22 protein-coding genes are annotated in these 24,632 nt (G+C 64.2%); 13 read left to right on the top strand and 9 right to left on the bottom strand.

The features are described from left to right. Positions 1-174: 174 nt before the first annotated feature. From epsF to Q7V20_RS02105, 9 genes are read left to right on the top strand one after another with little or no spacing between them, the layout of a single operon-like run. Positions 175-1,590: a chain length determinant protein EpsF gene (gene epsF / locus Q7V20_RS02145; RefSeq protein ID WP_304786671.1), complete on the top strand. Its 1,416-nt coding sequence runs from the start codon at positions 175-177 to the stop codon at positions 1,588-1,590. 18 nt (positions 1,591-1,608) lie between these two features. Further along, the gene (locus Q7V20_RS02140) at positions 1,609-2,472 is read left to right on the top strand and encodes a polysaccharide biosynthesis tyrosine autokinase (RefSeq protein WP_304786669.1); all 864 of its coding nucleotides are present in this window, start codon (positions 1,609-1,611) and stop codon (positions 2,470-2,472) included. A 10-nt stretch (positions 2,473-2,482) separates the two neighbouring features. Further along, the gene (gmd, locus tag Q7V20_RS02135) at positions 2,483-3,616 is read left to right on the top strand and encodes a GDP-mannose 4,6-dehydratase (RefSeq protein ID WP_304786667.1); all 1,134 of its coding nucleotides are present in this window, start codon (positions 2,483-2,485) and stop codon (positions 3,614-3,616) included. Further along, on the top strand, positions 3,600-4,517 hold the full coding sequence (gene xrtB, locus Q7V20_RS02130) for an exosortase B (protein ID WP_304786665.1): 918 nt from the start codon (positions 3,600-3,602) through the stop codon (positions 4,515-4,517). The genes gmd and xrtB overlap by 17 nt, the downstream gene beginning before the upstream one ends. A gap of 5 nt (positions 4,518-4,522) precedes the next feature. Next, entirely contained in the window at positions 4,523-5,227 is a 705-nt protein-coding gene (locus Q7V20_RS02125) for an exosortase C-terminal domain/associated protein EpsI (protein ID WP_304786664.1), read from the top strand. Position 5,228: 1 nt separating this feature from the next. Then, a complete protein-coding gene (locus Q7V20_RS02120; protein ID WP_304786662.1) occupies positions 5,229-6,503 on the top strand; it encodes a lipopolysaccharide biosynthesis protein in 1,275 nt (424 codons plus the stop codon). Continuing rightward, complete coding sequence (locus Q7V20_RS02115) at positions 6,500-7,660, top strand: glycosyltransferase family 4 protein (RefSeq protein WP_304786659.1); 1,161 nt, start codon at positions 6,500-6,502, stop codon at positions 7,658-7,660. Before Q7V20_RS02120 ends, Q7V20_RS02115 begins: the two co-directional genes overlap by 4 nt. Position 7,661: 1 nt before the next feature. After that, a complete protein-coding gene (locus Q7V20_RS02110; protein ID WP_304786658.1) occupies positions 7,662-8,708 on the top strand; it encodes a glycosyltransferase in 1,047 nt (348 codons plus the stop codon). Next, complete coding sequence (locus Q7V20_RS02105) at positions 8,705-10,264, top strand: hypothetical protein (RefSeq protein ID WP_304786656.1); 1,560 nt, start codon at positions 8,705-8,707, stop codon at positions 10,262-10,264. Before Q7V20_RS02110 ends, Q7V20_RS02105 begins: the two co-directional genes overlap by 4 nt. Here Q7V20_RS02105 and Q7V20_RS02100 read toward each other — a convergent pair. Further along, positions 10,225-11,385 (bottom strand): acyltransferase, encoded by a 1,161-nt coding sequence (locus Q7V20_RS02100; protein WP_304786654.1) that lies wholly within the window; start codon positions 11,383-11,385, stop codon positions 10,225-10,227. The genes Q7V20_RS02105 and Q7V20_RS02100 overlap by 40 nt on opposite strands. An 87-nt stretch (positions 11,386-11,472) precedes the next feature. Between Q7V20_RS02100 and Q7V20_RS02095 the strand changes: the two genes are divergently transcribed. Together Q7V20_RS02095 and Q7V20_RS02090 are read left to right on the top strand one after the other, a co-directional pair. Continuing rightward, positions 11,473-12,036, top strand: coding sequence for a putative colanic acid biosynthesis acetyltransferase (locus Q7V20_RS02095; RefSeq protein WP_304786652.1), 564 nt, complete (start codon positions 11,473-11,475; stop codon positions 12,034-12,036). Next, the gene (locus Q7V20_RS02090) at positions 12,033-12,854 is read left to right on the top strand and encodes a glycosyltransferase family 2 protein (RefSeq protein ID WP_304786650.1); all 822 of its coding nucleotides are present in this window, start codon (positions 12,033-12,035) and stop codon (positions 12,852-12,854) included. Before Q7V20_RS02095 ends, Q7V20_RS02090 begins: the two co-directional genes overlap by 4 nt. Before the next feature lie 6 nt (positions 12,855-12,860). On the opposite strand, the gene Q7V20_RS02085 is transcribed toward Q7V20_RS02090, so the two are convergent. Beyond that, positions 12,861-14,384 carry a DUF1501 domain-containing protein gene (locus tag Q7V20_RS02085; protein ID WP_304786648.1) on the bottom strand — a complete coding sequence of 508 codons (1,524 nt, stop codon included), beginning with the start codon at positions 14,382-14,384 and terminating at the stop codon, positions 12,861-12,863. Beyond that, complete coding sequence (locus Q7V20_RS02080) at positions 14,381-16,210, bottom strand: DUF1800 family protein (RefSeq protein WP_304786646.1); 1,830 nt, start codon at positions 16,208-16,210, stop codon at positions 14,381-14,383. The genes Q7V20_RS02085 and Q7V20_RS02080 overlap by 4 nt, the downstream gene beginning before the upstream one ends. A 162-nt stretch (positions 16,211-16,372) precedes the next feature. Between Q7V20_RS02080 and Q7V20_RS02075 the strand changes: the two genes are divergently transcribed. Both Q7V20_RS02075 and Q7V20_RS02070 read left to right on the top strand, forming a co-directional pair. Continuing rightward, positions 16,373-17,551, top strand: coding sequence for a glycosyltransferase family 1 protein (locus Q7V20_RS02075; RefSeq protein ID WP_304786644.1), 1,179 nt, complete (start codon positions 16,373-16,375; stop codon positions 17,549-17,551). Between the two features lie 177 nt (positions 17,552-17,728). After that, entirely contained in the window at positions 17,729-18,973 is a 1,245-nt protein-coding gene (locus tag Q7V20_RS02070) for a glycosyltransferase WbuB (RefSeq protein ID WP_304786642.1), read from the top strand. A gap of 21 nt (positions 18,974-18,994) precedes the next feature. Here the strand turns inward: Q7V20_RS02070 and Q7V20_RS02065 are convergent, their stop codons facing one another. From Q7V20_RS02065 to Q7V20_RS02040, 6 genes are read right to left on the bottom strand one after another with little or no spacing between them, the layout of a single operon-like run. Next, entirely contained in the window at positions 18,995-19,636 is a 642-nt protein-coding gene (locus tag Q7V20_RS02065) for a hypothetical protein (RefSeq protein ID WP_304786640.1), read from the bottom strand. A gap of 30 nt (positions 19,637-19,666) precedes the next feature. Then, positions 19,667-21,343, bottom strand: coding sequence for a putative porin (locus Q7V20_RS02060; protein ID WP_304786638.1), 1,677 nt, complete (start codon positions 21,341-21,343; stop codon positions 19,667-19,669). A 38-nt stretch (positions 21,344-21,381) separates the two neighbouring features. Beyond that, on the bottom strand, positions 21,382-22,113 hold the full coding sequence (locus Q7V20_RS02055) for a hypothetical protein (RefSeq protein ID WP_304786636.1): 732 nt from the start codon (positions 22,111-22,113) through the stop codon (positions 21,382-21,384). A gap of 11 nt (positions 22,114-22,124) precedes the next feature. Then, positions 22,125-22,526, bottom strand: coding sequence for a biopolymer transporter ExbD (locus tag Q7V20_RS02050; protein ID WP_304786634.1), 402 nt, complete (start codon positions 22,524-22,526; stop codon positions 22,125-22,127). Positions 22,527-22,542: 16 nt separating this feature from the next. Then, entirely contained in the window at positions 22,543-22,950 is a 408-nt protein-coding gene (locus Q7V20_RS02045; protein WP_230180377.1) for a biopolymer transporter ExbD, read from the bottom strand. Next, the gene (locus tag Q7V20_RS02040) at positions 22,950-24,620 is read right to left on the bottom strand and encodes a DUF2341 domain-containing protein (protein ID WP_304786631.1); all 1,671 of its coding nucleotides are present in this window, start codon (positions 24,618-24,620) and stop codon (positions 22,950-22,952) included. The genes Q7V20_RS02045 and Q7V20_RS02040 overlap by 1 nt, the downstream gene beginning before the upstream one ends. Positions 24,621-24,632: the final 12 nt, after the last annotated feature.

Raw genomic sequence — 24,632 nt, 5'->3', positions numbered from 1 at the left:
CCGGACTGTGACAACACCGTGATCGACAGTGCGTCAGGCATCGCCGGACATGCCATGTGGAGAACTGTCACAGAAAGTTTTTAGACTCCGCCGCACCTTGGCCTAAGTCACTTTCCGAACGCTCTGATCGATGTCCATGCAGTACGAATTCATCCCTGGTGCCTGGGGTCAACCATGACCTTCGAACAACTGTTCGCGATCTTGCGGGCACGCTGGATCATCGCCAGCGGCATCTTCCTTCTGGTGCTGAGCAGCGTGACGGCATTCACCCTGCTCAAAGCCAAAACCTACACCGCTGTGGCTTCGGTGGTGGTGGACATCAAGTCGCCCGATCCGATCGCGGGCGTGGTCTTGTCAGGCGCGGCATCGCCCAGCTTCCTGATGACGCAGATCGACGTGATGACCAGCCAGCGCGTGGCGCTCAAGGTGGTCGCGGACTTGAGGCTGAACGAGGTCCCTTCCCTGCGCCAGAACTGGATGGACGCCACCAAGGGCACAGGCGACTTCAAAGGCTGGCTGGCAGACCGGTTTCGTTTGTCGCTGGAAGTGCATCCCTCGCGGGGTTCCAACGTCATCAACGTGGCTTACACCGGGGCCGAGCCCAACTTCTCGGCGGCCATCGTCAATGCCTTCATCAAGGCCTACCTGGATGTGAACATGCAGCTTCGCACCGATCCGGCCAAGCAGTACAACCAGTTCTTCGACACCAATGCCAAGCAACTGCGCGAGCAATTGCAAGCGACCCAATCTCGCCTGTCCGACTTCCAGCAAAAGGAAGGCATCGTGGTGACGGATGAGCGACTGGACGTGGAAATGGCGCGCTTGAACGAGCTGTCCTCTCAGCTCGTGCAGATGCAGTCGGCCGTGGCCGATTCCATCAGCCGCCAGGCCGCCGTGAACGCCCAGGGCGACAAGACCCAGGACGTGATGATGAACCCGCTGGTCAGTACCTTGAAGGCCAACCTGGTTCAGCAAGAGAACCAGCTGGAACAGCTGAGCACCAAGCTGGGCGACGAACACCCTCAGGTGCGCGAGTTGCGCAACAGCATTGCCGACATGCGCCGCAAGATCGAGTTGGAAGTGCGCCGGGTCAGTGGCAGCTTCGGCATCAGCAACGCCGTCAACCAATCGCGCGAAGCCCAGATCCGAAGCTCTTTGGAAGCCCAACGCAGCAAGGTTCTCAAGATGAAGGCCGTGCGCGACCAGGCCTCGATGCTGCAGCGCGATGCCGACAACGCCCAGCGCGCCTACGAAGGCGTATTGATTCGCCAGAACAACACCCACCTGGAAAGCAAGGCCCTGCTGGACAACGTGGCCGCACTGGAGTACGCCACCGCCCCCTCCGTGCCTTCGGGACCGCGCGTGTTGAACAACATCGCGCTGGGTGGTGTGGCCGGCATCGTGTTGGCCTTGACCGCTGCCTTGCTGGCCGAGCGCCGTGACCGCCGACTGCGCACTTATGGCGAGATCGAGGGCCTGACCCACCTGCCCCCCATGGGCTCGATCCCCGCTTTCAAGAAGCGCTTGAAGAACTCGGAATTGCCCCAGCGATTTCGCCCCATGCCCAGACAAGTCAAGGCCCTGGCCTGAACCGCCGCTGCCAAGCCCATGAACTCATCACAAGAACACCGCGTCATCGAAGACGCCTCGCTGGGTGACATCCTGCGCCGGACCAAGGGCTTGTCGGCCGACCAGGTACTGCAGGCACTGGACCACCAACGCCAGCACAGCGTCCGCTTTGGCGAGGCGGTGGTGGCTCTGGGATTCGCGCGCCCCGCCGACGTGGTGTGGGCCTTGTCGCAGCAGTTCCACTACCCCTATGCGCCCACGGCCGAGCAGAAGTTGAATGAAGAGTTGGTCGTGGCCAATGATCCGTTCAGCGAGGAGGTCGAGGCCTTCCGCGACCTGCGCTCGCAGTTGCTGATGTCGGCCATGGGCGATGACGCCGGACGCCATGCCCTGGCGGTGGTCAGCCCCGATGTGGGCGATGGTAAATCTTTCATCGCCGCCAACCTGGCCGTGGCCTTCAGCCAGTTGCCCGGCCGCACCTTGCTGGTGGACGCCGACCTGCGATCGGCCCGCCTGCACGAAGTGTTCGGCGTGGACGCGGGCCCCGGCCTGACCAGCATCCTGGCGGGGCGGGCCGAGCCCAATGTGATCAAGCCTGTCGAGCACCTGCCCAACCTGTACCTGCTGCCCGCTGGCGTGGTGGCCCCCAACCCGGTCGAGCTGCTTCAGCAAGCCGCGTTCAGCTTGTTGCTGCGCGAGCTGCTGGGCAAGTTTGACCATGTGCTGGTGGACACCCCGGCGGCCTCACTGGGCTCGGACGCGCGGATCATCGCCTCGCACTGTGGCTCGGCTTTGGTGATCGCGCGCCAGAACCGCAGCCGCGTGCCTCACCTGCAAAAGCTGGTCAAGCAACTGAACAAGGCCTCCGTCAAGTTCGGTGGCGTGTTGATGAACGAGTTCTGAAAGCCACCCCATGACATCCCGAAAAACTGCATTGATCACCGGCGTCACCGGGCAGGATGGCGCCTACCTGGCGGAGTTTCTGCTGAAGAAGGGCTACGAGGTGCATGGCATCAAGCGCCGCTCCAGCCTGTTCAACACCGACCGGATCGACCACCTTTACCAGGATCCGCACGTTGACAACCGCAACTTCATCCTGCACTACGGCGACCTGACCGATTCCACCAGCCTGGTCCGCATCATGCAGAAGGTGCAGCCCGACGAGGTTTACAACCTGGCCGCGCAGTCGCACGTGGCCGTGAGCTTTGAAGAGCCCGAGTACACGGCCAACGCCGATGGCATCGGGGCCCTGCGCCTGCTGGAAGCCATCCGCATCCTGGGTCTGGAGAAGAAAACGCGCTTTTACCAGGCCTCGACCTCCGAGCTGTATGGCCTGGTGCAAGAGATCCCCCAGAAGGAAACCACGCCTTTCTACCCGCGCAGCCCTTACGCGGTGGCCAAGCTGTACGCCTACTGGATCACGGTGAACTACCGCGAGGCTTATGGCATGTACGCTTGCAATGGCGTGCTGTTCAACCACGAAAGCCCGGTGCGCGGCGAGACCTTCGTGACGCGCAAGATCACGCGGGCCATCAGCCGCATCGCGCTGGGCCTGCAAGAGTGTCTGTTCCTGGGTAACATGAGCGCCCTGCGCGATTGGGGCCATGCGCGCGACTACGTCGAGATGCAGTGGCTGATGCTGCAGCAGGACGTGGCCGAAGACTTCGTCATCGCCACCGGCGTGCAGTACAGCGTGCGCCAGTTCGTGGAGTTCGCGGCCAAGGAGCTGGGCATCACCCTGGTCTTTGAAGGCCAAGGCGAGCGCGAGGTCGGCATGGTGGCCGACATCCGCTCGGTGAACGGCCAGCTGTTGGCAACCTGCCGGGTGGGTGACGTGGTCGTGCGGGTGGACCCGCGCTACTACCGCCCGACCGAAGTGGAAACCCTGCTGGGCGACCCCTCCAAAGCCAAATCCAAGCTGGGCTGGAGCCCGCAAACCACCTTGCGCGAGCTGGTCGGCGAGATGGTCCGCAGCGACCATGCCTCGGCCCAACGCGACAGCCTGATCAAATCAGCCGGCTTCCAGACCTATGACTACCACGAGTAATCCGTCCCTGGCCGCCAACACGCTGCCCGGAAAATCCGCACCCTTGAGCATCCCGCTGGACATGGTGGTGCTGGCCCTGGGCCTGCTGGCCATGTTCGCGCTGACCTTGTGGGACCTGCTGCAAGACAACGAAACCGGCTTGTGGGCCAAAGGCGAGCACAGCCATGGCCCGATCATGCTGGCCATGTCGATGTGGCTGCTGATCACGCGCTGGCGTGAATACACCGCCCCACCAGGGGAGCCACCTCACCGCGGCTGGTGCTGGCCAGCGTTCGCGGTGGGCTTCCTGTTCTACGTGGCGGGCAGGGCGCTGGGCGTCATCTACTTCGAGGTGTTCGCCTTCATCCCCATGATGCTGGGCGTGGTGCTGATGGCCGGTGGCACGCCCCTGCTGAACCAGTTGAAGTTCCCGCTGTTCTTCCTGCTCTTCATGGTGCCCATCCCCGGCTTCCTGCTGGACCCGATCAGCCAGTTCATCAAGCTGAACATCTCGATCGCCGTGAGCAACCTGCTGTGGGCCGCGGGCTACCCCATCACCCACACCGGGGTGGTCATCAACATCGGCCAGTACCAGTTGCTGGTGGCCGACGCTTGCGCGGGCATGCGCACCTTGTTCATGCTGGAGGCCATGGGCATCTTCTACCTGAACGTGGCCCGCCATTCATCGCTGCTGCGCAATGTCGCGCTGGGCCTGCTGATCGTGCCCATCTCGTTCACGGCCAACATGATCCGCGTCATCTTCCTGGCCTTGCTCACCTACCACTTCGGCGACGAGGTGGGGCAAGGCTTCCTGCACGGGTTCGCCGGGGCCGTGCTCTTCCTGGTCGCGCTGATCCTGATCGTCTCAATCGATGGCTTGCTGCGCTGGGCATCGGCATGGCTGTCGGCCCCCACAAGGTGAATGCCATGCTGCCCAGACCTTCCAGAATCAAGGCCAGCGCGCTGTTCATCGCCGTGCTCATCATGGTGGGCTCGGTCGCGGCGGCCGAGCTGCTCAAGCCACGCCAGTACTGGGCCGATGTCATTGGCGAGCCCCATTACGCTACCCTGATCCCCACACGCTTCGGTGAATGGCAGGAGCTGCCTTACGCGCAGAAATCAGTGGTCAATCCCGTGCAGGAAGAGAACCTGATGCGCTTGTACAGCGAGACCTTCGCGCGCACCTACCTGCACCGCCCCACCGGACGCAAGATCATGCTGTCGATCGCTTACGGTCGGGACCAATCCAACGACACCCAGCTGCACACACCCGAGGCCTGCTACCCCTCGCAAGGCTTCCGGGTGGAAAAGCGCATGGAGCACACGGTGAGTTCAGCCTTTGGTCCGATCGAGGCCGTGCAACTGATCACCACCATGGGCCCTCGGCGCACCGAGCCCCTCACCTTTTTCATTCGCGTGGGTGACGAGGTGTCGCGCGGATCGCGTGATCGCAACCTGGCCCGCATCAAGATGGCCCTCAAGGGCTACCGATCGGATGGCATGTTGTTCCGGGTTTCGGAGGTCACGCGCCTGCCCCAGCCCTTCGGACTTCAAGATCGCTTCATCCAGGATTTGCTGGGCGCCATGAATCCCGAAGATCGCCGACGCATCATCGGCCAGCAGGACACCTGAGGTGAGCCCGGTCATTCGCCGGATCGTGGCCGCACTGGGGGCCAATGCGTTTGGACAAGCCGTCAGCATCGGCATCCAGCTGGCATCCCTGCCGCTGTTCCTGCACCACTGGGATGTGGCCACGTATGGCACCTGGCTCATGCTGTCGGCCCTGCCGGCCTACCTGTCGATGGCCGACGTGGGCATGGTGGCCACCGCGGGCAACCGCATGACCATGGCCATGGGCCAAGGCCAGGCACCGCAGGCCAACACGGTCTTTCAAAGCGCTTTGGTGTTCATGCTGCTGACCTGCACCGGCGTGGCCTTGCTGAGCTTGCCAACCGTGATGCTGGCGCCCATCCCCGGCCTGGACAGCAGCGATGAGCGACTGGCCTTGGCCGCCCTGGTGGGCGGTGTGCTGCTGGCCCTGTTTGGTGGCCTGGCCGAGGCCATCTTCAAGGCCACCGGCCGATACGCGCTGGGCACCACGCTGGGCACCCTCATCCGCTTGCTGGAATGGGCAGGGTGGATGGTGGGGCTGTGGGTGTGGGGCAGCTTCACCGCCGTGGCGGTGGGGGGCCTGTGCGCCCGGCTGCTGGGCGTGGTGGCCACCGGCCTGATCAGCCGACAGGACAGTGCTGGCCTGCGCTGGGGCACGCAACACGCCCATTGGGGCGAGGTGCGGGCCATGCTCAAACCGGCCTTGTCCTTCATGCTGTTTCCGCTGGCCAATGCCATCAGCTTCCAGGGCATCACCTTGCTGGTGGGCCAACAGTTCGGTCCGGCCGTGGTGGCCCTCTTCAACACCTACCGCACGATCGCGCGTGTGGCGGTGCAAGTCACGGCCACCTTCGGGCACGCGCTGTGGGCCGAGTTCTCGCGCCTGTTCGGGCTGGGTGGTGGCCCGGCCACCAAGCCCCTGTATCAACGCTCCTTGGTCCTGGGGCTGGCGCTGTCCGTGGGATTGAGCCTGGTGCTGTGCCTGATCGGCCCCAACTTGCTGCGCCTGTGGACCCATGACGCCATCGGGTACCAGGCCGGGCTGATGTGGGCCCTGTTGGCCTACGCCGCCATCTGCGGCAGCTGGCACGTGCCCCGCGTTCTGCTCATGGCCACCAACCAGCACATCGCGCTGGCGCAGTGGTCCTTGCTGGCCGCGGCGCTGGCGTTTGCCTTGTCACACGCCCTGGGCGGCATCTGGGGCATCAACGGTGTCGGCCTGGGCATGCTCGCGGCCGAGTCGGCCATCGCCCTGCTGTGCCTGTTCATGGCGCATCGCCTGGTTCACGCACCATGAAAGTTGTCTTGTCCGCACCCGGCCGGTTCCACACCTTCGACCTGGCCCGCGAGCTCCACGCCCACCGCTGCCTGGAGGCCCTCTTCACGGGCTACCCGCGCTTCAAGCTGGGGCGTGAAGGATTGCCCCCCGACAAGGTCCGAAGCTGGCCCTGGGTTCAGGCGTCTTACATGGCCATGCCCAAACGGCACCTGCTGGGCAAGCGCCTCGTGCGCGAATGGGAGTGGTTGAGCAAGACTTCGCTGGACGCCCACGTGGCACGCCACCTGCCCGCCTGCGATGTCTTTGTCGGCCTGTCGGGCTCCGGCCTTCGCAGCGGCCAGGCCGCGCAAGCACGCGGGGCCCGGTATGTCTGTGATCGGGGCTCCTCGCACATCCGCGTGCAAGACACCCTGTTGCGCGAAGAATCTGACCGCTGGGGCGTGCCCTTTGACGGCATCGACCCGCGCGTCATCGCCCGCGAGGAGGCCGAGTACGAGATGGCCGACTGCATCACCGTGCCGTCCAGTTTCAGCGTGATGTCCTTCATCCAGGCCGGCGTGCCAGCGCACAAGCTGCGCATGCTGCCTTACGGCGTCAACCTGCAGATGTTCAAACCGACAGGTCAGCCGGTGCCCGGGCAGTTCGATGTGCTGTACGTGGGCGGCATGAACCTGAACAAAGGCCTCCCCTACCTGCTCCAGGCCTACAAGATGATCAGGCATCCGCGCAAATCGCTGACCTTCGCTGGCGCACCATCGCCCGTGTTCATCGAGCGCATGAAGGCCCACGGCCTGTGGCCCGATGAGCTGCGCTTGCTGGGCCACGTGCCACAGGCCGAGTTGAAGTCGCTGATGAGCCAAAGCCATGCGATGGTGTTGCCCAGTGTTCAGGATGGCTTTGGCATGGTGTTGTCGCAGGCCATGGCCTGTGGCTGCGTCGTGATCGGCACGGACCACACCGGGGCGCGCGACCTCCTCACCGATGGGCGGGAAGGCTTCATCGTGCCCACGCGCCAAAGTGAAGCCCTGGCCGCACGCCTGCAGTCGCTGGCCGACAACCCCGCCAAGCGCGCGGAGATGAGCCGCCAGGCCCTGCTCAAGGTGAAGGATGCTGGCGGCTGGCGCGACTATGGCACCAGCGCACGCAGCATCTACCAAGCCCTTGGGAGGGCATGACATGCGTGTTCTGTACCTGGGTGCCTCCAGCCCGTCCTCCACCTCGGGGCACCGCGCCGAGGCCTTGCGCCGCCTGGGCTGCCACGTCGATGTGCTCGACCCTTACCAGGCCGTCGAGCCGCACACCCGAGGACTTCTCGGCGCCCTGCACTACCGCACGGGCTACCTGATGATCCGGTCGGTGGTGAACCAATGGCTGAAGACACAGCTGGCACGCCACCCTGGCCACGACCTGTGCTGGGTCGACAACGGCGAACTGCTCAGCCTGACCGCCCTGCAGCAACTGAAAGCCCACGCCACGCAATTGGTGCTCTTCAACCACGACGATCCCTCGGGCACGCGCGACCGGGCACGGTTCATGACCTTGCGCAGCGCCATCCCCGCCTACGACCTGTGTGTGGTGGTGCGGCCCATGAACGTGGCCGAGTTCCAGGCGCTGGGGGCGCGCGACGTGCTCCGCGTCTGGATGAGCCACGACGAGGTGGCCCACCGCCCCATCGACGAAGCCCGCCCGGTTGACCCCCTCTACGACAACGACATCGTTTTCATCGGCCGGCGCATGAAGGGTGAAGGCCGCGACCTGTTCATGCTGGACCTGATCCGGCAAGGCCTCAAGCCCGCCATCTGGGGCGACAACTGGCAAAGCTCCGATGTGTGGCCTGCGCTTCAACCCTATTGGCGTGGCCAGAGCCTGTCGGGCCAGGCCTACGTCGATGCGATCCGTGGTGCACGCCTGTGCATCGGCATGCTGTCCAAAGGCAACCGGGACCAGCACACCACCCGCACCATGGAGATCCCGGCGGCCGGTGGTTTGCTGTGCGCGCAACGCACGGACGAACACCTGCAGCTTTACCGCGATGGCGAAGAAGCGGTGTTCTGGTCATCCGCCCAGGAATGCGCCGCGCATTGCAAAGCCCTGCTGGCCAACCCCAGCCTGCGCGAGAAGATCAGGCAGGCAGGACAACGTCGGCTGCTGGCCAACCAGGTCGGCAACGAAGACCTGTGCCGTGCGGTTCTCAAGCGCCTGGCCAACCTCCAGGCTTCATGAGCATGCGCGCCAACAAGCTCGACCTGTTCTTTGGCCTGATGCAGGCCCTCAGCCTGCTGTGCGCGCTGTGCCAACTGCGAATCGACCCCAGCGTGGCCAACCTCAATTGCGTCGCGCTGGTGGTGGCCTCCTCGTCGTTGGTCATCCAGTACCTGTGGCGCTCCAAAGCCCCCATCGATTACCCGATCTCATCGCTGGCGATCCTGGGCATGTGTGTGACCACGCAGTACGCAGCCCTGCTGGCCCAGACCTTGAGCTGGACCCCCTTCATCGCTTTGCTGCGCTGGCCCGAGGTGACCTTTGCGGTGCTGGCCTGTGTGCAGGTGCTGGCCGTGGGCACGCACTGGGTGTACCGCCACCTGGCCGTGACAAACGCCATCCGCGACTTCATCGCCCACCAGGTGCTGGCCCCCATGGGCGCCTTGTCGATCCCCCCCATCAACACGCTGTGGATCATGACCGCCATCGGCCTAGTGGCCATGGCCACGGCGGGCGGCACCGCCACCGGCGATGTGGGCGGCAAGGCCTTCCAGGCCTTCAGCTTCCTGGCCTACATGCCCTTCCTGATCCTGATCTACCACCGGCGCCTTGGCGAGGCCTACTGCGACATCAGGAAGCAAGGCCCCTTGCTGCTGGCCTACCTGGCCATCCTCATCGTGGTGGCCATGGCCCGCAATGGCCGCCAGCTCATGGCCATCGGCCCGGTGCAGGCCTGCCTGATCTTCCTGGTCTACTTTCTGCAAGACCCAACGCCCATCACCCGCCGAACCATCCACCGCCTGGCCGTGCTGACCGTCGCGGCGTCGATCGCCATCGTGCTGTTCGCCGACCTCGCCGTGGCCATGGTCATCAACCGCGACAAGGTGGCTCAACTCAAGCGCATGGAGATGGTCGAAGAAACCCTCCGCACGCTGGCCGACCGCACGCGCCTGCAGCAGTACCGACAAGCCGCGCAAGACGGCGCCGAGTTCAAGCGCTATGACGAGGCCTACCTGGACAACCCCGTCATCGCACGATTTTCGGAGACCAAGTTCCACGACAACAACATCCACTTCGCGACCACCACCGCTTCAGACCGCCGAGCAATCTGGCAACTGACCGAGGACAAGGTGCTGGCGATCCTGCCCCAGCCGATGCTGGATGCGCTGGGCCTCAAGGTGGACAAGAACGAGCTGATGTACACCTTTGCCGATTTCAACCGCTACCTGAGCGAGGGGCCGGACGGCACCTTGGGCGGCTATGCCACCGGCTCGGTGTGGGCCCACACCATCGCCTTGTTCGGCCTGGATTGGGCACCCCTGGTGGTGTGCCTGACGCTGCTGCCCACCTACGTGATCCTGGACAGCTTTTCACGGCGGGGCAACGGCTTTGACATCGCGCCCATGGCCATGTGCTCGACCTGGGTGATCTTCATCTACGGGCTGGGCGGCGATTCGCTGGTCTACAACATCGGCTTCTACCTGCGGGATTTTCCACAGCGGCTGGCACTCTACCTGCTGGTCTACGCTGGCGTGCGCTACAGCCTGATGCTCTTCCAAAGACCGGCCCACGCCTGAACTGCCCACCGCCGCACCTGGGCGGTGTGCCGCTCGAACAACCACCACACCAGCCAGCCCAGACCCAGCAACAGTGCCAAGGCGCCTGCAAAAGTCAGCAGGGCTGGCCCGCCTGGTTGCAGACGATCAGGCGCCTTCACGAACAACGCCGCCAACAGCATCAGCAAGGGAAAGTGCGACAAGTACAGCGAGTACGACAGGTCGGACAGGCGTTTGGCCAGGCGGCCTGACCAGCCGGACAGCGCAGGCCCCGGCCCGGCCAAAGACAGGCACCACAAGGCGAACAGCGCCCCCAGCAACAGGTCCGCGTTCACGCCCAGCGCAGCTTGCCAGGCCTTGGATTTGCTGTAGGCCAGGCCGACCAGGAACAGCCCCGTGGTCAAGGGCATGAGCCGCTGTGCCATGAAGCGCACCCAGCCCGGCGCCAACTGCGTGCACCACCAGGCCACCACGCCCATCAGCCACACCGCAAAGCCCTGGACCAGCTCACGGGGCAAGCCCACCAGCAGGAGCAAGGCCGCGCCCAAGGCCAAGGCGCGCACCATGCTGCCGGTGCCATGGGCAGCCCAGCCCGCGCCCACGGCCAGCAAGGGAAACATCACGTAATACCAGAACTCGTGCGCCAGGCTCCACAGCGGGCTGTTGCTCCCAAAGATGGGCACGGCCACGGTCTGCAAGAACAAGGCATTGCCCAGGAAGGTCAGGGCGCCCGCGTCGTAAAGACCGGCCTGCGGGCCAGAGTGCCATTGGGCCTGGTGCGCCCCCACCATGATCGAGGGCGCCACCTGCAGGGTCACGGTGTCCAGCGCCCAAGTGATCAACAAGCAGGGCAGCAGCACCACCCACAGCCTGGCCAGGCGGGCCACCACATACGCCCTCGCCTCAAAGCCCGGCTTGAGGACCGCCCCACCCACGAAGAAGCCGCTGAGCACGAAGAACACCATCACCGCCTGGTGGCCCAACCCGGTCAGGGCATAGAAGGCCTGATGCCACAGCGCGGGGTGCTCGATGTCGGCAAAATCCACCATCAGCACAGCGCGCAGATGCCCCGCGCACACCAGCAGCGCGCTCAGGCCACGGACCACGTCGAACCAGGGATGGTGTTGGGATGGCTTGCTCATCCCGCCACGCTAGCAAACGCATGTGACGGCACGTGCAGGCATGCATGTGGTGTCTTGTCACATTGCCCCCAGACAATGCCGATCACGATGATCCTCCAAGGCACCGACTCCTACACCGCGCCCTCGTTTTCGCTCCGGCAACGCCTGGCCAGGCAACTGTGGGACATCACCTGGATGGTGCTGTTCCGCCCCACACCCCGGCCCCTGCACGCCTGGCGGCGCGCCTTGCTGCGCGCCTTTGGGGCCCGCATTGGTGACCATGTGCATGTGCACCCCTCCGTCAAGGTCTGGGCGCCCTGGCACCTCACGATCGACAGCTTCGTCGGCATTGGCGAAGGGGCGGTCCTCTACAGCATGGACCACATCCACATCGAGTCCTACGCCGTGGTGTCGCAAGGCAGCTACCTGTGCGCGGGCACCCACGATTTCAACAGCCCCAACCTGCAACTGACCACTGCGCCCATCACGCTCAAGCGGCATGTGTGGCTGTGTGCGCAAAGCTTTGTGTGCCCCGGCGTGGTCATCGCCGAAGGCTCGGTGGTGGCCGCGCGCGGTGTGGTGTCCAAATCCTTGCATGAAGGGTGGGGCGTCTGGGCCGGTGTGCCCGTGCGCCGGGTGGGCGAGCGTGACCAGCAGGTGGCGCGGCCATGAGCGGCATCTCCATCCTGATCCTGACCAAGAACGAGCAGCAGGATTTGCCGGGCTGCCTGGACACCATGACCTGGTCGGACGATGTCCACGTGTTCGATTCCATGAGCACCGACCGGACCCTGGAGGTGGCGCAGCGCTACGGTGCCAAGGTGACCCAGCGCGTGTACGACAACGAGTCCACGCACAAGAACTGGGGGCTGGCCCACATCCCGTTCAAGCACGATTGGGTGTACCAGAGCGACGCCGACGAACGGCTCACGCCCGAGCTGATCGCCGCGATGCAGCATGCGGTGCGGCATGCCGGTGACTGTGTGGCCTTCCGGGTGCAAAGGCGCGACTACCTGTTTGGCACCTGGCTCAAGCACGTCACGCCTTCGCCCTTCAACATCCGATTGTTCAAGCCCGCCAGCATCCGCTATGAGCGCCTGACCAACCCGGTGACAAGGGTTGATGGCCCGGTGGGTGAGTTGAAGGCGCACTTCAACCACCTGCCCTTCAGCAAAGGCATCGGCTTCTGGTTTGAAAAGCACAACTGGTACAGCACGCTGGAGGCGCGCCAGATCATGGAGAACCGGCAGGGCCAGTCTGGCTTCAGCGTGGTCAGCGCCTTCACGGCCCGCGACCCCAATGTGCGCCGCTTCCACCAGAAGGAGCTGTATTACCGCCTGCCGTTTCGGCCGCTGGTGATGTTCCTGCTGCTGTACGTCGGCAAGCGCGGCTTCCTGGATGGCCGCTCGGGCTTCATCTACGCCGTGCTGCGCGCCATCTACGAGCACATGATCGCGCTCAAGGTGCGCGAGTACAGCGACAAGCCCTGAGCAAGCTCACGCCTTCATCAACGCCAACCGACTCGCGCCCGAGAAGTTGACCAGGTTGGGAAAGATGTCGGCCAACTGACCGGCGCCCAACCCGAACCATTGGCCCAGGGCCGCGCCGTACTGGTCCACCGAAACCTTGGGCAGCAGGATGCCGTTGTGGATCTGGTCCGGGCTGGCATCGAACAGGTTGTCGCGCCGGTTCTTCCTGCCCAGCATGGGAAAGTCGCCGTGCACATCGCCGCCTTGCACGGCCCCGCCCATGACCAAATGGTGCGCGCCCCAGCCATGGTCAGAGCCATCGCCATTGCTGGTGAAGGTTCGGCCGAAGTCGGAGGCCGTGAAAGTGGTCACCTGGGGCGACACGCCCAGGGCCATCAAGGCGTTGTCAAAGTACTGCAGGCCGTGGTTGAGGCGCGCCATCAGATCAGCGTGGGCGCGGTTCTGATCGCTGTGGGTGTCGAATCCCGACAGGCTGACAAAGAACACCTGGCGCTTGACGCCCAAGGTGCGCTGGGCCGCGATGGTGCGCGCCACCACTTGCAGCTGTTGCGCCAAAGGGTTGGGGGCCCGGCTGCCCGCCAAGGTGGTGTATTGCAAGGCCGTGGCGGGGCCAAAGGGCGCCAAGGCCGCACTGGGCAAGGCGCTGGAGAGGATGCGCTCGGCCTGCATGCTGCGCTGGGTCACCCCGGCCAGGTCGGCGGCCATGACGTGGTTGTTGCGCGAGCTGGACACAACGCGCTCCAAGGCGGCGCCGACCACGTCTGAGCCGTAAACCCGGCTGACGCCTTTTGAATCAGGCATGGTGCCCAGGCGGATGGGCCCGGCGGGGCTGACCTGGTACTGGCGCACCGTCTGGCCCGTGAGCCACACCGAATCGCCACTGGCCGAGATGGCGGTGAACAGGCTGCCGCCCTGGGCACTGGCCAGCATGTCGGCCATGCGCCCGCCCCACCCCACGGAGGCCCCCTCGGGCGCCAAGGCCATCCAGGTGCTCTGCTGGTCGTTGTGTGAAAAGAGTTTGCGGGGTTTGCGCTTGAGGCCTTGCAGGTAATCGGCCTTGCTCAAAGGCTCCAGCAAGGGGCCCACATTGGCCACCACGGCCAGGCGCTTGCTGGTGTTGAACAGGCCTTGCAGGTCGCCCAGCAAGGGGTGCAAGGCGAAGCTTCGCCCAGCTTGTGCGGTGGCCGCCGTGATGGGCAAAACCCCGCCCAGCCAGGCGGGTGTGCCCGGTCTGGCAGTGCGGTTGGCGGTCGCATTGCGCAGCAAGGCGATGGAGTCGGGCAGTTGGTGGCGAACCTCGGTGTAGCTGCCCCACGAGTCGTCATCGGTGGCCAGCACGGTGTTGAAGGCGTCATTGCCACCGTGCAGGAACACGCAGACCAGTGCCTTGTAATCGGAAGCGGTGGCCGCCGCCGCAGCGCCAGCAGCAGCGAGGTTCAAGGCCAGGGGAGCGCCCGCGCCCAAGGTGGCCAAAGCGCCCGCCTGTTTCAAGAACAGACGGCGGCCAGCGCAAGACAATGGGTCGTTCATTTTTGAACCTGGTATTCAGGAGAGGCCACGGTCAGCAACAGGGCCGACCAGAGCCGATGCCGCCGCGTGTCGGCAATCTGCTCAGCCGTCGGTGGCATGGATGATCGGAAGTCCAGGGCGGTGATGGCCTGGACGATTTCCGACTTCAAGGCGGTCGGCATGGTGCCGTACATCAAACGCTGGTTGAGCTCGTCCACCAACGAGGCCGGTGTGTCGGTCATGGCCAGCCAGGGGCTGTTCGGGTTCAGGTTGTAGTCCAGTTGGACATCGGCGCGCTTGGCCTGGTTGTCAAACCCATGGCGGCCCGTGCCGCTCCAGATGAAGCGGGTCATGAAGTTCACATAGCCTGCCGCGCTGGTCTCCGTGGCGATCTGCAACTCGGGCGTCGCCAGCTTGGCAGCGGCCGACAAGGAGCCTGGCTTGACGTAACCGGGCCTGAAAAAGTTGAACACCGAAGGCGAGGCCAATGCCGACTGCCCCAGAGAATCCCCCGGATCGGTGGTGGTGGTGATCAGGAACATGCCGCTGTCCGAGCGCGCCTCGAAGGCACGCAGAACCGCCGAGAACCGAAGGATGGGTTCACGCACCTTGCCAAAGCTAGGGCTGGCCAGGACGGACATGTCGCGCGCTTCAGGGTCCAGCAAGATGGCCGAGACCATGGCCCGCAAACTGCCGCCCGAGGCCTTGAAGGCTGAGGCCACCCGGCCCACGTAGGCGGGGCTGGGGTTGCTGGTCACCAGGCGCTGGATCAACTGCTTGCCGATGAATGGCCCGACATTGGGATGGGCAGACAAGGTGTCCAGCGCCACGTTCAGGGCGGCCTCGGGCGAGGGCTGGGCGCTGGCGGGCACCACGGCCCCCAAGAAGCGCTTCTCAGCGCCCGAGTGGTATGGCGAGAAACCTCGCAGGTCCGAGACGAACTGCTCTGGCCAACTGGGGTTGGAGAAGAAGCAACTGGCGGTCAAGCCCTCGGCACAGGTCAGGCTCCAGCCGGTGAACACTTTGGCCAGGCCCGACACATCGCTGGCCGTGTAAGCCTCCAGCGGCTGCGAGCTGGCATCAAGCTTGAAGCTGCCATCCTGGTTGAGCTGGTACAAGCCGATCGAGAACAGCTGCATGACCTCGCGGGCGAAATTCTCGTCGGGCAGGCGCCCCGTGCTCATGTCCTCTTTCTGATTCTGAAAGTAGGTGAGGTAGCAGCCCATGACCGGGTGCAAGGCCACCGAACGCAGAAGATCACGGTAGTGGCCGAAGGCCTGTCGGCCCAACATGTCCAGGTAGCCTGCCGCGCCGCGGCTGTAACCATTGCCACCGCAGCTGTCGCTGGTGGACACCACGAATATCTCGGACAAGGCGAAGGCCACCCGCTGGCGAAGCTGGTCAGGCGATGTGACCGCCTGGCGCCAGAAGCTGCTGCTCACTTCACCACTGCTGGCTTTCTGGCCAGCGTCCAAGGCCATGATGGCACGGTTGGCAGCATCCCAAGCCGCGGTGTGCGAGGTGGCCGATGCGGGCAAGGCGAACTGTTCTGTCAGCCACGCCTGGTAACCCACCGCCATCACACGCGCCACCTCGGCCTGGGTGGGGCCAAAGGTGGCCTGGGTCAAAAATCGGGTCGCCTCTTGCCGGGTCGGCTGGCCGGGCTTCGGCGTGACGGCGGCGGGGGCTGCAGGCAGAACGGCTGGGGCCACGGGTGTCACGGTGGCCGCCTGCGCTGACCCCGAGGTTTCACAAGCACCCCAGTGATCCGCACCGCTGCCACCACAAGCCACCAGGGCCGCGGCCATCAAGCCTGCTTGCGTCAATGTCCAGAATCTCGAACCCATGCCCCATCTCTTGGTGAACCGCGGTGGCCGCCGCAACGCGCCATGATCGGTCCGGATGAGCATGGACGAGCGTTGAAATAGCACACGCAGAACTGTTCTTACGCCTGCTTACCCGTTGAGCACCGTAGTGATGCCGTCACATGCGCTGCCCACAATGGCCGCATGAAGTTCGTATTTTTCTGCCACCCACCCTTCATGCGTTCGCAGAGCATGCCGCGCTTCGCTCGGATGATTGGCACGGCCATGCAGACCAAAGGCTACGACGTGGACTACTGGGCACCACAGGCCCATGCCCACGCGCTGTTCCAGCACACGCGCCTGGCCAAGTGGGCGGGGTATGTGGACCAGTACCTGATCTTTCCATTGCAGGTGAAGGTGCGCCTGATGAAGCAGGCGCCAGACACCCTCTATGTGCTGTGCGATCAGGCCCTGGGCCCGTGGGTGCCCCTGGTCAGACACCTGCCCCACGTGGTCCATGCTCATGATCTGCTGGCCTTGCGATCGGCCTTGGGCCACATCCCGCAGAACCCCACCTCGGCCACGGGCCGGCTTTACCAACGGTACATCCGTTGGGGCTTTCAACGGGCGCAGCACTTCATCTGCGTCTCGCAACGCACGCAGGCCGATCTGGTGGAACACGGCCTGGTGAGGGCCCAGACATCGCGCGTCGTCTACAACGGCCTGAACTACCCCTACAAGCCCGTGCCGCGCCAACAGGCCATCCAGATGCTGGAACGCGCAGGCCTCACCGGCAGTGCCCAGGGCATGATCCTGCACGTGGGGGGCGGCCAGTGGTACAAAAATACCGTCGGCATCATTCACCTGTATGCGCGCTATGCCGCCAGGCATGCCGAACCCTTGCCCTTGTGGATGGTCAGCCCCCATCCTTCCAGCGCCGAAACCCTGGCAGCACTCGCCCAAGTGCCGCCCCAGGGCCGCATTCACTTTTACCAGGGCATCGACAACGCCGCGTTGGAGGCGGCCTACTCCGTCGCCAGCGCCTTCTTGTTCCCCAGCCTGGCCGAAGGCTTTGGCTGGCCCCTCGTGGAAGCACAGGCCTGTGGCTGCCCGGTCATCACCACCAACGATGCCCCGATGAATGAGATCGCGGGCCCCCTGGCTTCTTACCTGCCTTTGCTGCAAGCGGGCGAGGATCTTCGCCCTTGGGCCGAGCACGGCGCCGATGCTTTGGAAACGGTGCTCACCCAGGATGACCATGAACAGCGCCAACGCCGAGTCGCCTGGGCCGCGCAGTTCACCACGCACAGCGCCATCGAGCGCTACCTGTCCATCTACCAGTCGGTCTTTGCCAACAGCACGCAAGCGCAAGTCACCGCCTGACGCCATACGGCCCACGCCGGTTCATGAACGTGACACCCCGGGTTGTCACCATTCGTAGCACCTGAAGCGCAACGCGGCACGGCGCCAAAGGTCGAGTCATCCCCATTCAAAACGAGAGAACCCATGGTCCGTTCGGACCACTGGGCAGCCTTGTCACGCAGCGCTGAAAGAACATCCGTGAAGATTCTCATTTACAGCGCCAATTTCGCCCCCGAACCCACCGGCATTGGCAAGTACTCTGGCGAGATGGCCGAGTGGCTGGTGTCAGAAGGACACGAGGTTCGCGTGGTGGCCGCACCGCCCTATTACCCCGACTGGAGAATCGCCGAAGGCTACGCCTGGCCACCCTATCGCCACGAGGTGTGGAAAGGCGCACGCGTGTGGCGCGCGCCCTTGTGGGTGCCCTCCAGGCCGAGCGGCCTCAAGCGCATCCTTCACCTGTTGACCTTCGCTGCCTCATCCTTGCCTGTGATGCTGCGGCAAGTGGGCTGGCGCCCAGACGTGGTGTTGACCGTGGCCCCCGCCTTTGTGTGCGCCCCCACGGGTTGGCTGACCGCGCGCTTGTCAGGCGCCCAGGCCTGGCTGCATGTGCAGGACTTCGAGATCGACGTGGCCTTCAAGATGGGCCTGATGGAAGGCCGAGGCGCGCGCCAGGCCCTGCTGTGGCTGGAGCGGCGCATGCTCAGGCGCTTCGATGTGGTGTCGTCCATCTCGAAACGCATGGTGGACCGCTTGCGGAACAAGGGCGTGGACCGCGACTGCATTCGGCACTTTCCCAACTGGGTTGATGTGGACAAGGTGCAGCCACTGGGCCATGTGAGCGCCTATCGGGAAGAGCTGGGCATCTCGCAAAGCGCCACGGTCGTGTTGTTCTCGGGCACCTTGGGCAGCAAGCAAGGTTTGATGATGATCCCCGAAGCCGCCAGGCTGCTGGCGCACCGCACCGACGTTGAATTTGTGATTTGTGGCGATGGGGTGATGAAGCCTCAGTTGGAAGCAGCGTGCGCAGAACTAGGCAATGTGCGGCTGCTTCCCTTGCAACCCGTTGAGCGCCTGGGCGAGTTGCTGGGCCTGGCCGATATCCACTTGTTGCCCCAATGCCCCGAGGCCGAAGACTTGGTGCTGCCCTCCAAACTGTCGGGCATGTTGTCCAGCGGTCGGCCCGTGGTGGCCACCTGCCATGAGGGCACGGAGATGGCCCACGTGGTGTCGCGCTGCGGCATCGTGGTGCCGCCGGATGACAAGGTGGCGCTGGCAGGCGCGATTGAGTCGCTGGCCAATCAACCGGATGCCCGCCAGGCGTTGGGCGTGCTGGCACGGCGGTTCGCCGAAGACCACCTGGCGCAAAAGTCTGTGTTGGGCAAGTGGATCCAGCAGCTGGATGAGTTGCTGGCCCCTGATCCCATCACCATCGATTCGTGACCTGAGGCTTCGAAGCGCGCTCTACTCTTTGAAGCGCGCTTCCTCCAGGCGGTCCAGCCAGGACTCCGCCACGTTCTCCAGCGTGACCTCACCCATGCCCAACACGGGCACCTGGCGCGCCAAGGTGTCGGCCGGCTTGCGACTGCGGTATACCTCGACCACCGACACCCCCACTTTGTAGAGCTGCTGATTGCGCGCCTCGAGCACCTTCTGGGCCTGAGTGCTTCGCTCCAGCATGGCCGTGACGGCCGCCACACGTGACTGGCTTTCCTGGAGCTTTCGGCCCTGCTCTTCGTGCTGCGCCTTCAGCATGTCCAGCTCAGCCTTGACGGCGGTGAGTTCGGTCTCCAGCTGACTTGATCGGGACTGCGCCGCACGGGCTTCCGCTTGGGCCGAACTCACCTTGGAGGCGGTGCGTTTGAGCTCACCATCCAGCTTGCTCATGTCCTGCGACAGACTGTCTTTCTCAGCGGCCAGCTTGGCCTTGTCACGCTGCAAGGTGCCTTGCTCTTCCTGGGCGGTGCGCAGGGCTTGTTGAACGCGGCGCAAGGCCTCCCGTTCGCGGCTGGCTTTCTCCTGCGCCTGCGCAGGCAAGACCGAGGCCAACAACGCCAAGGTCAATGCCAGCATCACCGGGGTTTTTTTGTTCAATAGCTGATTCATGTTCGTGTCCTTGGATTTGCCGATTCAGCTTCAGAAGCGCGAATTCAACTCCAACTGAATCACGTCGATCTTCAAGGGCGCGCTGCTCACATTGGACACACCACCGATCAGGACGCCGTCCTCCAGGTTGCGGGTGCTGGTCACGCGCAAGCCGGCCGAGGTGCGGGGGCCCACGTAGTAGGCGCCGCCAATGGACCAGCCGGAATAGTTGGTTCCACCCAGGTGCCAGGTCGTGTCGGTGAACGCATCCACCCAGGCATCGCGCTCGAACTTTCGCCAGCTCAGGAAGGCCGTCCAGTCGCCGCGCAACTCTTGCTTGGGGCTGCCAAGCTGCGCTCGCACTTGCAAGGCCGTGGTTTTCTCGGCCAATGAGATGGGGGCGGCCGTTCGGCTGTTGATCTCAGCCAGGTCAAAGCCCGTGTTCTTGATCAAGTCAAGCGAGGTCTTGAAGGTCACCGATTCCATCGCGGTGGTTTGGTAGCCCAGGTTCAACACCAGGGGACGGAACTTGGAGGCCAAGCCCCAGGCCGGCGCAGGCAATCCGTTCGTGGTGTTCAGGCGGATGAGGGTGTTGCCCTTCTGCCGCACCGATGTGGGGTACTGCGAACTCAGGTAGCCACCGGCCTTGGCCACGACGGCGGTCGGCGTGTCGGCGCCGTCATACAAACCCTCCACGCCTTTGAAGTCATACAAGGCCAAACCCAGGCTGAACTTGTTCTTGGGGTTCAAGTCCAGGTTGGCCCCCATCTGCACGCCATACAGCCACTTGTCGGTGCTGGCCACTTCAAACTCTTGCAAGGGAAAAGCACCAGCGGTGGCATACACCTGGTTGGTGTCATTGAGCTTGAGCTGGTAGCGGGCCGACACGCCATCGAAGTTCAGATCATCCGGCCAGGCCAGGTCAGAGCCCGCGAACGGATTGGCCATGCGCCCCGCAGTCAAGGTGACATCCGGTGTGTAGGCATCCCACTGCAAGGAGGCACGGTCGACCCACACCGCGTACTTGCTGAAGTTGCCGTCCCCTCCGCCCAAGGTCTGCGAGGTGGACACCGGCCCCGCATTGCCCGTGCTCAAACGCAAGGCCGTCTTGAAGCCGAACTTGAGGTCGCTGGTGATCCCCAGGCGCGCGCGCATGGTCAGCCGGTTGCGGTTGCCCGTGGTGTTGACCAGATCAGGTGCCCAGGCGGGCGTGTCGGCCTGCGAATAAAAGGTGAACGGGGTGGCGTTGTCATTGGCCCAATCTTCGTATTGCCAGCGCACCCGCACATCGCCCTCCAGGGCAATGCGGTTCAACCACGACGGCAATGCGCCAGGCTCACCCCAGCGCTCGGTGCGCGCCTGGGCCAGCACTTCGCGCTTGACCTCGTCGCGCATCTCGGCCTTCAGAGATTCAGGCACATAGGGCACGCGGATGACCGAGCGCTTGGCGCCATCGGCAGCGGCCGCCGTGCCAGACGGTTGTGCAGGCGCGGCCTGGGCCTGCTGCTTGGCCGCCAGCAGCAAGGCATCGGCCTTCTCCTTGGTGAGCAGGCCAGCATCGATCAAGGCCTGGATCAGGCCATAGGTGGTGTTGCGCAACTGCTCAAGCTGCGCTTTCTCGTCCGTGGGGACCTGGGCTTGCGCGGTGCTCATCGAGCACGTCAAAGCCAAAGCGATCATCACCGCCACGGAGGAACGAGGAAGGGGGCAGGTTGGGAAAACGTTCATGAAAATTCTCTGATTAATGCAAGTGAGTCAGGCCGCTATCAGCCGCCTTGGGGCATCACGGTCATGCTCAAGTTGATGGGTTGGGGCATGCCCGCCGGGGGACGGCTGCGCAAGTTGGCCTTGGCTTTGTCCAGCGATTCGCGCACTTCACGGTCAAGCTCCGGACGGCTGAGGCCGCTCATCTCGTAGCGGGCAATTTCACCCGTGTCGTCCAGCCAGACCTGGAGGGACAATTTCATCCGGGGCAACTCGGAGCTGCCGAGTTGGCGCTCCAACTCCGACTGCAGTCGGCGCGTCAATCCATCGGCGAACAAGCGGAACTTCTGGCGATCGACCGGTGCCGATGGCGCGCTGGCGCCGCCCCCACCCGGCTTGCCTTCGGTGTAGTCCTTGCTCACACTGCCCGCCGCGAAGGGGCTACCGCCCTCACCCGCCGCGCCTTCCGCCTTGAGCTGCTGGCCAGGTGGCGCCGGGGTGGGCGTAGGCTGTGGCCGGTTGAGCTGCACGGTCTCCTTGGGCTCCTCTTTGGGTGGCTCCTTCTTGGGCTCTTCCTTGGGGGGAGGTGGCGGAGTGTCGGGCATCAAGGCCACTTTGGCGGTCTGCCGCTTGGGTGCACCTTTGCCCGTTCCGACCTGGCTCATGCCCCACCACACCAGGGCGGCCAGTGCCAGCAGCACCCCAAAACCCATGGCGATGGTTCGCCAATCGCGGGTGGATGACACCGTGGCGGCTGCCTCGAAATGAGGGCTCACTTGTGCTGAATCGTTCATGCTGGACGCGCTCACGTGCCGATGCGGGTGGTCACCAACGCCATGTTGACCTCCAGCTTGTTGCACAGGTCAATCACCGACACCACCTTGTCGTAATGCGCCTTGGCATCGCCTTTGATGGCCACCGTCATCTTGGGGTCGGCCGCCTTGGCCTGGCCCAACTGGCTTTCCAGCTCGGTCAGGCTGACACCGACGCCATTGATCGTCACGCCACCATCCGCCAGCACTTGCACAATCCGCAGATCGTGCTGCTCGGTGACCGGCTTGTTGCTGGGCTTGGGCATGCTCACGTTCAAGCCCTGCACGGAGGCGGTGGTCATCAGGATGAACACCACCAGCAGCACATAAGCCAGGTCCAGCATGGGCGTGACATTGATCGTGTCGTAGGGCTTGGTTTCGTCTTGAACTTTCATCGCCGGCGCTCCTTACTTACTGCGCGCGCTTGGTGACCAAGCCGATTTCGGTGATGTCCAGGCTCTTGGCCACGTTCAGCACGTCCATCACCTTCTCGTACTGCGCCGAGGCATCGGCCTTCAGCACCACGGGCAGGTTGGGGTTGGCCGCCTTGTACTGGGCCAGGCTGCTGCGCAGCTGGTCCATGGTCACCGGGTAGGCGTCCAGGTACACCTGGCCATCGGTGGTGATGGTGATGCCGCGGGTTTGCGGCTTGGCCAGGTTGTTGGCGGCCTGCGTGACGGGCGACTTCACCTTCACGCCCTGCACCGAGGCCGTGGTCATGATGATGAAGGTGACCAGCAGCACATACGCCAGGTCCAACATCGGCGTGATGTTGATGTCGTCGTAGGCCTGGAGGTCGCCCTTGATGTCAGCGGACATCAGCGCGCTCCGTGAACTTCGGCCACGCGGGTCACGAACTCATCAATGAAGATCTGCATGTCGGATGAGATGTTCTTGATGCGCGAGGCCAGGTAGTTGTAGCCGAACAAGGCCGGGATGGCCACCGCCAGGCCCGCCACCGTGGCCAGCAGCGCCGACGCGATGCCGGGCGCAATCGCGTTGACGTTCACATCGCCCGCCGCGGCGATGGCCGCGAAGGTGATCATCACGCCCACCACGGTGCCCAGCAGGCCCAGGAAGGGCCCACCGGCGATGGCAATGGTCAGCAGCACGATGCCCGAGTTCAGCTCCTGGCTTTCACGGACCAGGTCGGCATCGATGGCGGCTTTCACGGCATCGATGGAGGCGCCAGACAAAGGCTTGGCTTCGGCCTTGCCCACGTCGCGCTTCTTCAGCTCATGCAAACCAGCCGCGTACAAGCGGGCCAGCGACGAGTGCTGGTAGGAGCCCTGCACGGCCATCACGTCCTTGGCTTCGCGGAACTTCAACAAGAAGGCGCGGTTGCCTTTGTCGGTGCGGCCCACCAGCATGGACTTGCTGATCATCACCCAGAAGGCCAGCACCATCATGATGCCCAGGATGACGATCACCACCCAGGCATCCACGGTGAGGTTGCTCACCAGGATGCCCATGTGGCCTTGCTCACCACCTTCTTCGGCTTCCGCATTTTCAGCGGTTTCGGTTTTGGTGGCCACGAGCTTGGCATCGGCGCTTTGGGCGGCATGGGCCAGCTTGATCCATTCAGCGCTGCGCACTGTGGTGTGCACCTGCACTTCATCCACCAGGCCTTGCAAGCCGGTGCCCACGGCCACATCACCTTCAATGGCGGCGGTGCCAGGTGCAGCATCGGCTTGCGCTGCTTGGGCGCCGTTGACGTACAAGGTCCACTTGCCACCACCCAAGGTGGCGGCAATGTGGGCCCAGGCATCCACCGGCACTTGCCCGCCAGATGTCTGCGTGGTACCGACCGAGGCCTGCACCTGACCATTGGCCAGTGCCACCTTGACGGGCCCTTGCTGGAACAACACGCCATTGGCGTTGGCCGCCTTGACCCACAAGCTCACGCTCCAGGGGCCGGCCGCTGGCGCACGGGTTTTGTCAGAGGCTGGCCACACCAGGGCCTGGCCACTCAGGCGCGCGGCCGAAGCCATCAGGCCATTGGGGTCTCGGTCCACGGAAGCGGCAGGGCCGTCTTTCTCGGAGAAGTGAACCGCCAAAGCGGTCGATGCGTCCAGCAAGTCGCTACCGCTTGGCTCGGCCGCTGCCGTCTCATTGCCGGCGTAGACGTGGATCTCGTTCTTGTCGGTGCCCGGCAGGATGGAGGGCACTTGCACCCAGATCAAGGCCAGCTCGTTGGTGCCGTCAAAGCGCTCCACCCAAAACTTCAAGGGCGTTTTGTCATCGCCCGCCACCACGCGCAGGTCACTGCCATCGGGCTTGGCGGCCAGGAAGTCGAAGTTGCCTGAGTGCAGTCGCACCGGCACCACCGTGGCGGCCACGGCTTCCTTGGTCTCCACGCCCTGCGCCGTGGTGTTGAGGGTGACGCGCGTGCGCTGCGTCCAATCGGGGTTCCACCAGGCGTGAGCGGTCTGTGGGGCCAGGGCCGGCACCAAGGCTGCCCAAGCCAGGGCCATCGTCAATTTGCGCATGGTCATTTCAAT

Source organism: Aquabacterium sp., from assembly GCF_030652515.1.
GTDB lineage: Bacteria > Pseudomonadota > Gammaproteobacteria > Burkholderiales > Burkholderiaceae_C > Aquabacterium.
Note: the sequence above shows the minus strand (reverse complement) of the source record. Positions and strands in the feature narration are given on the sequence as shown.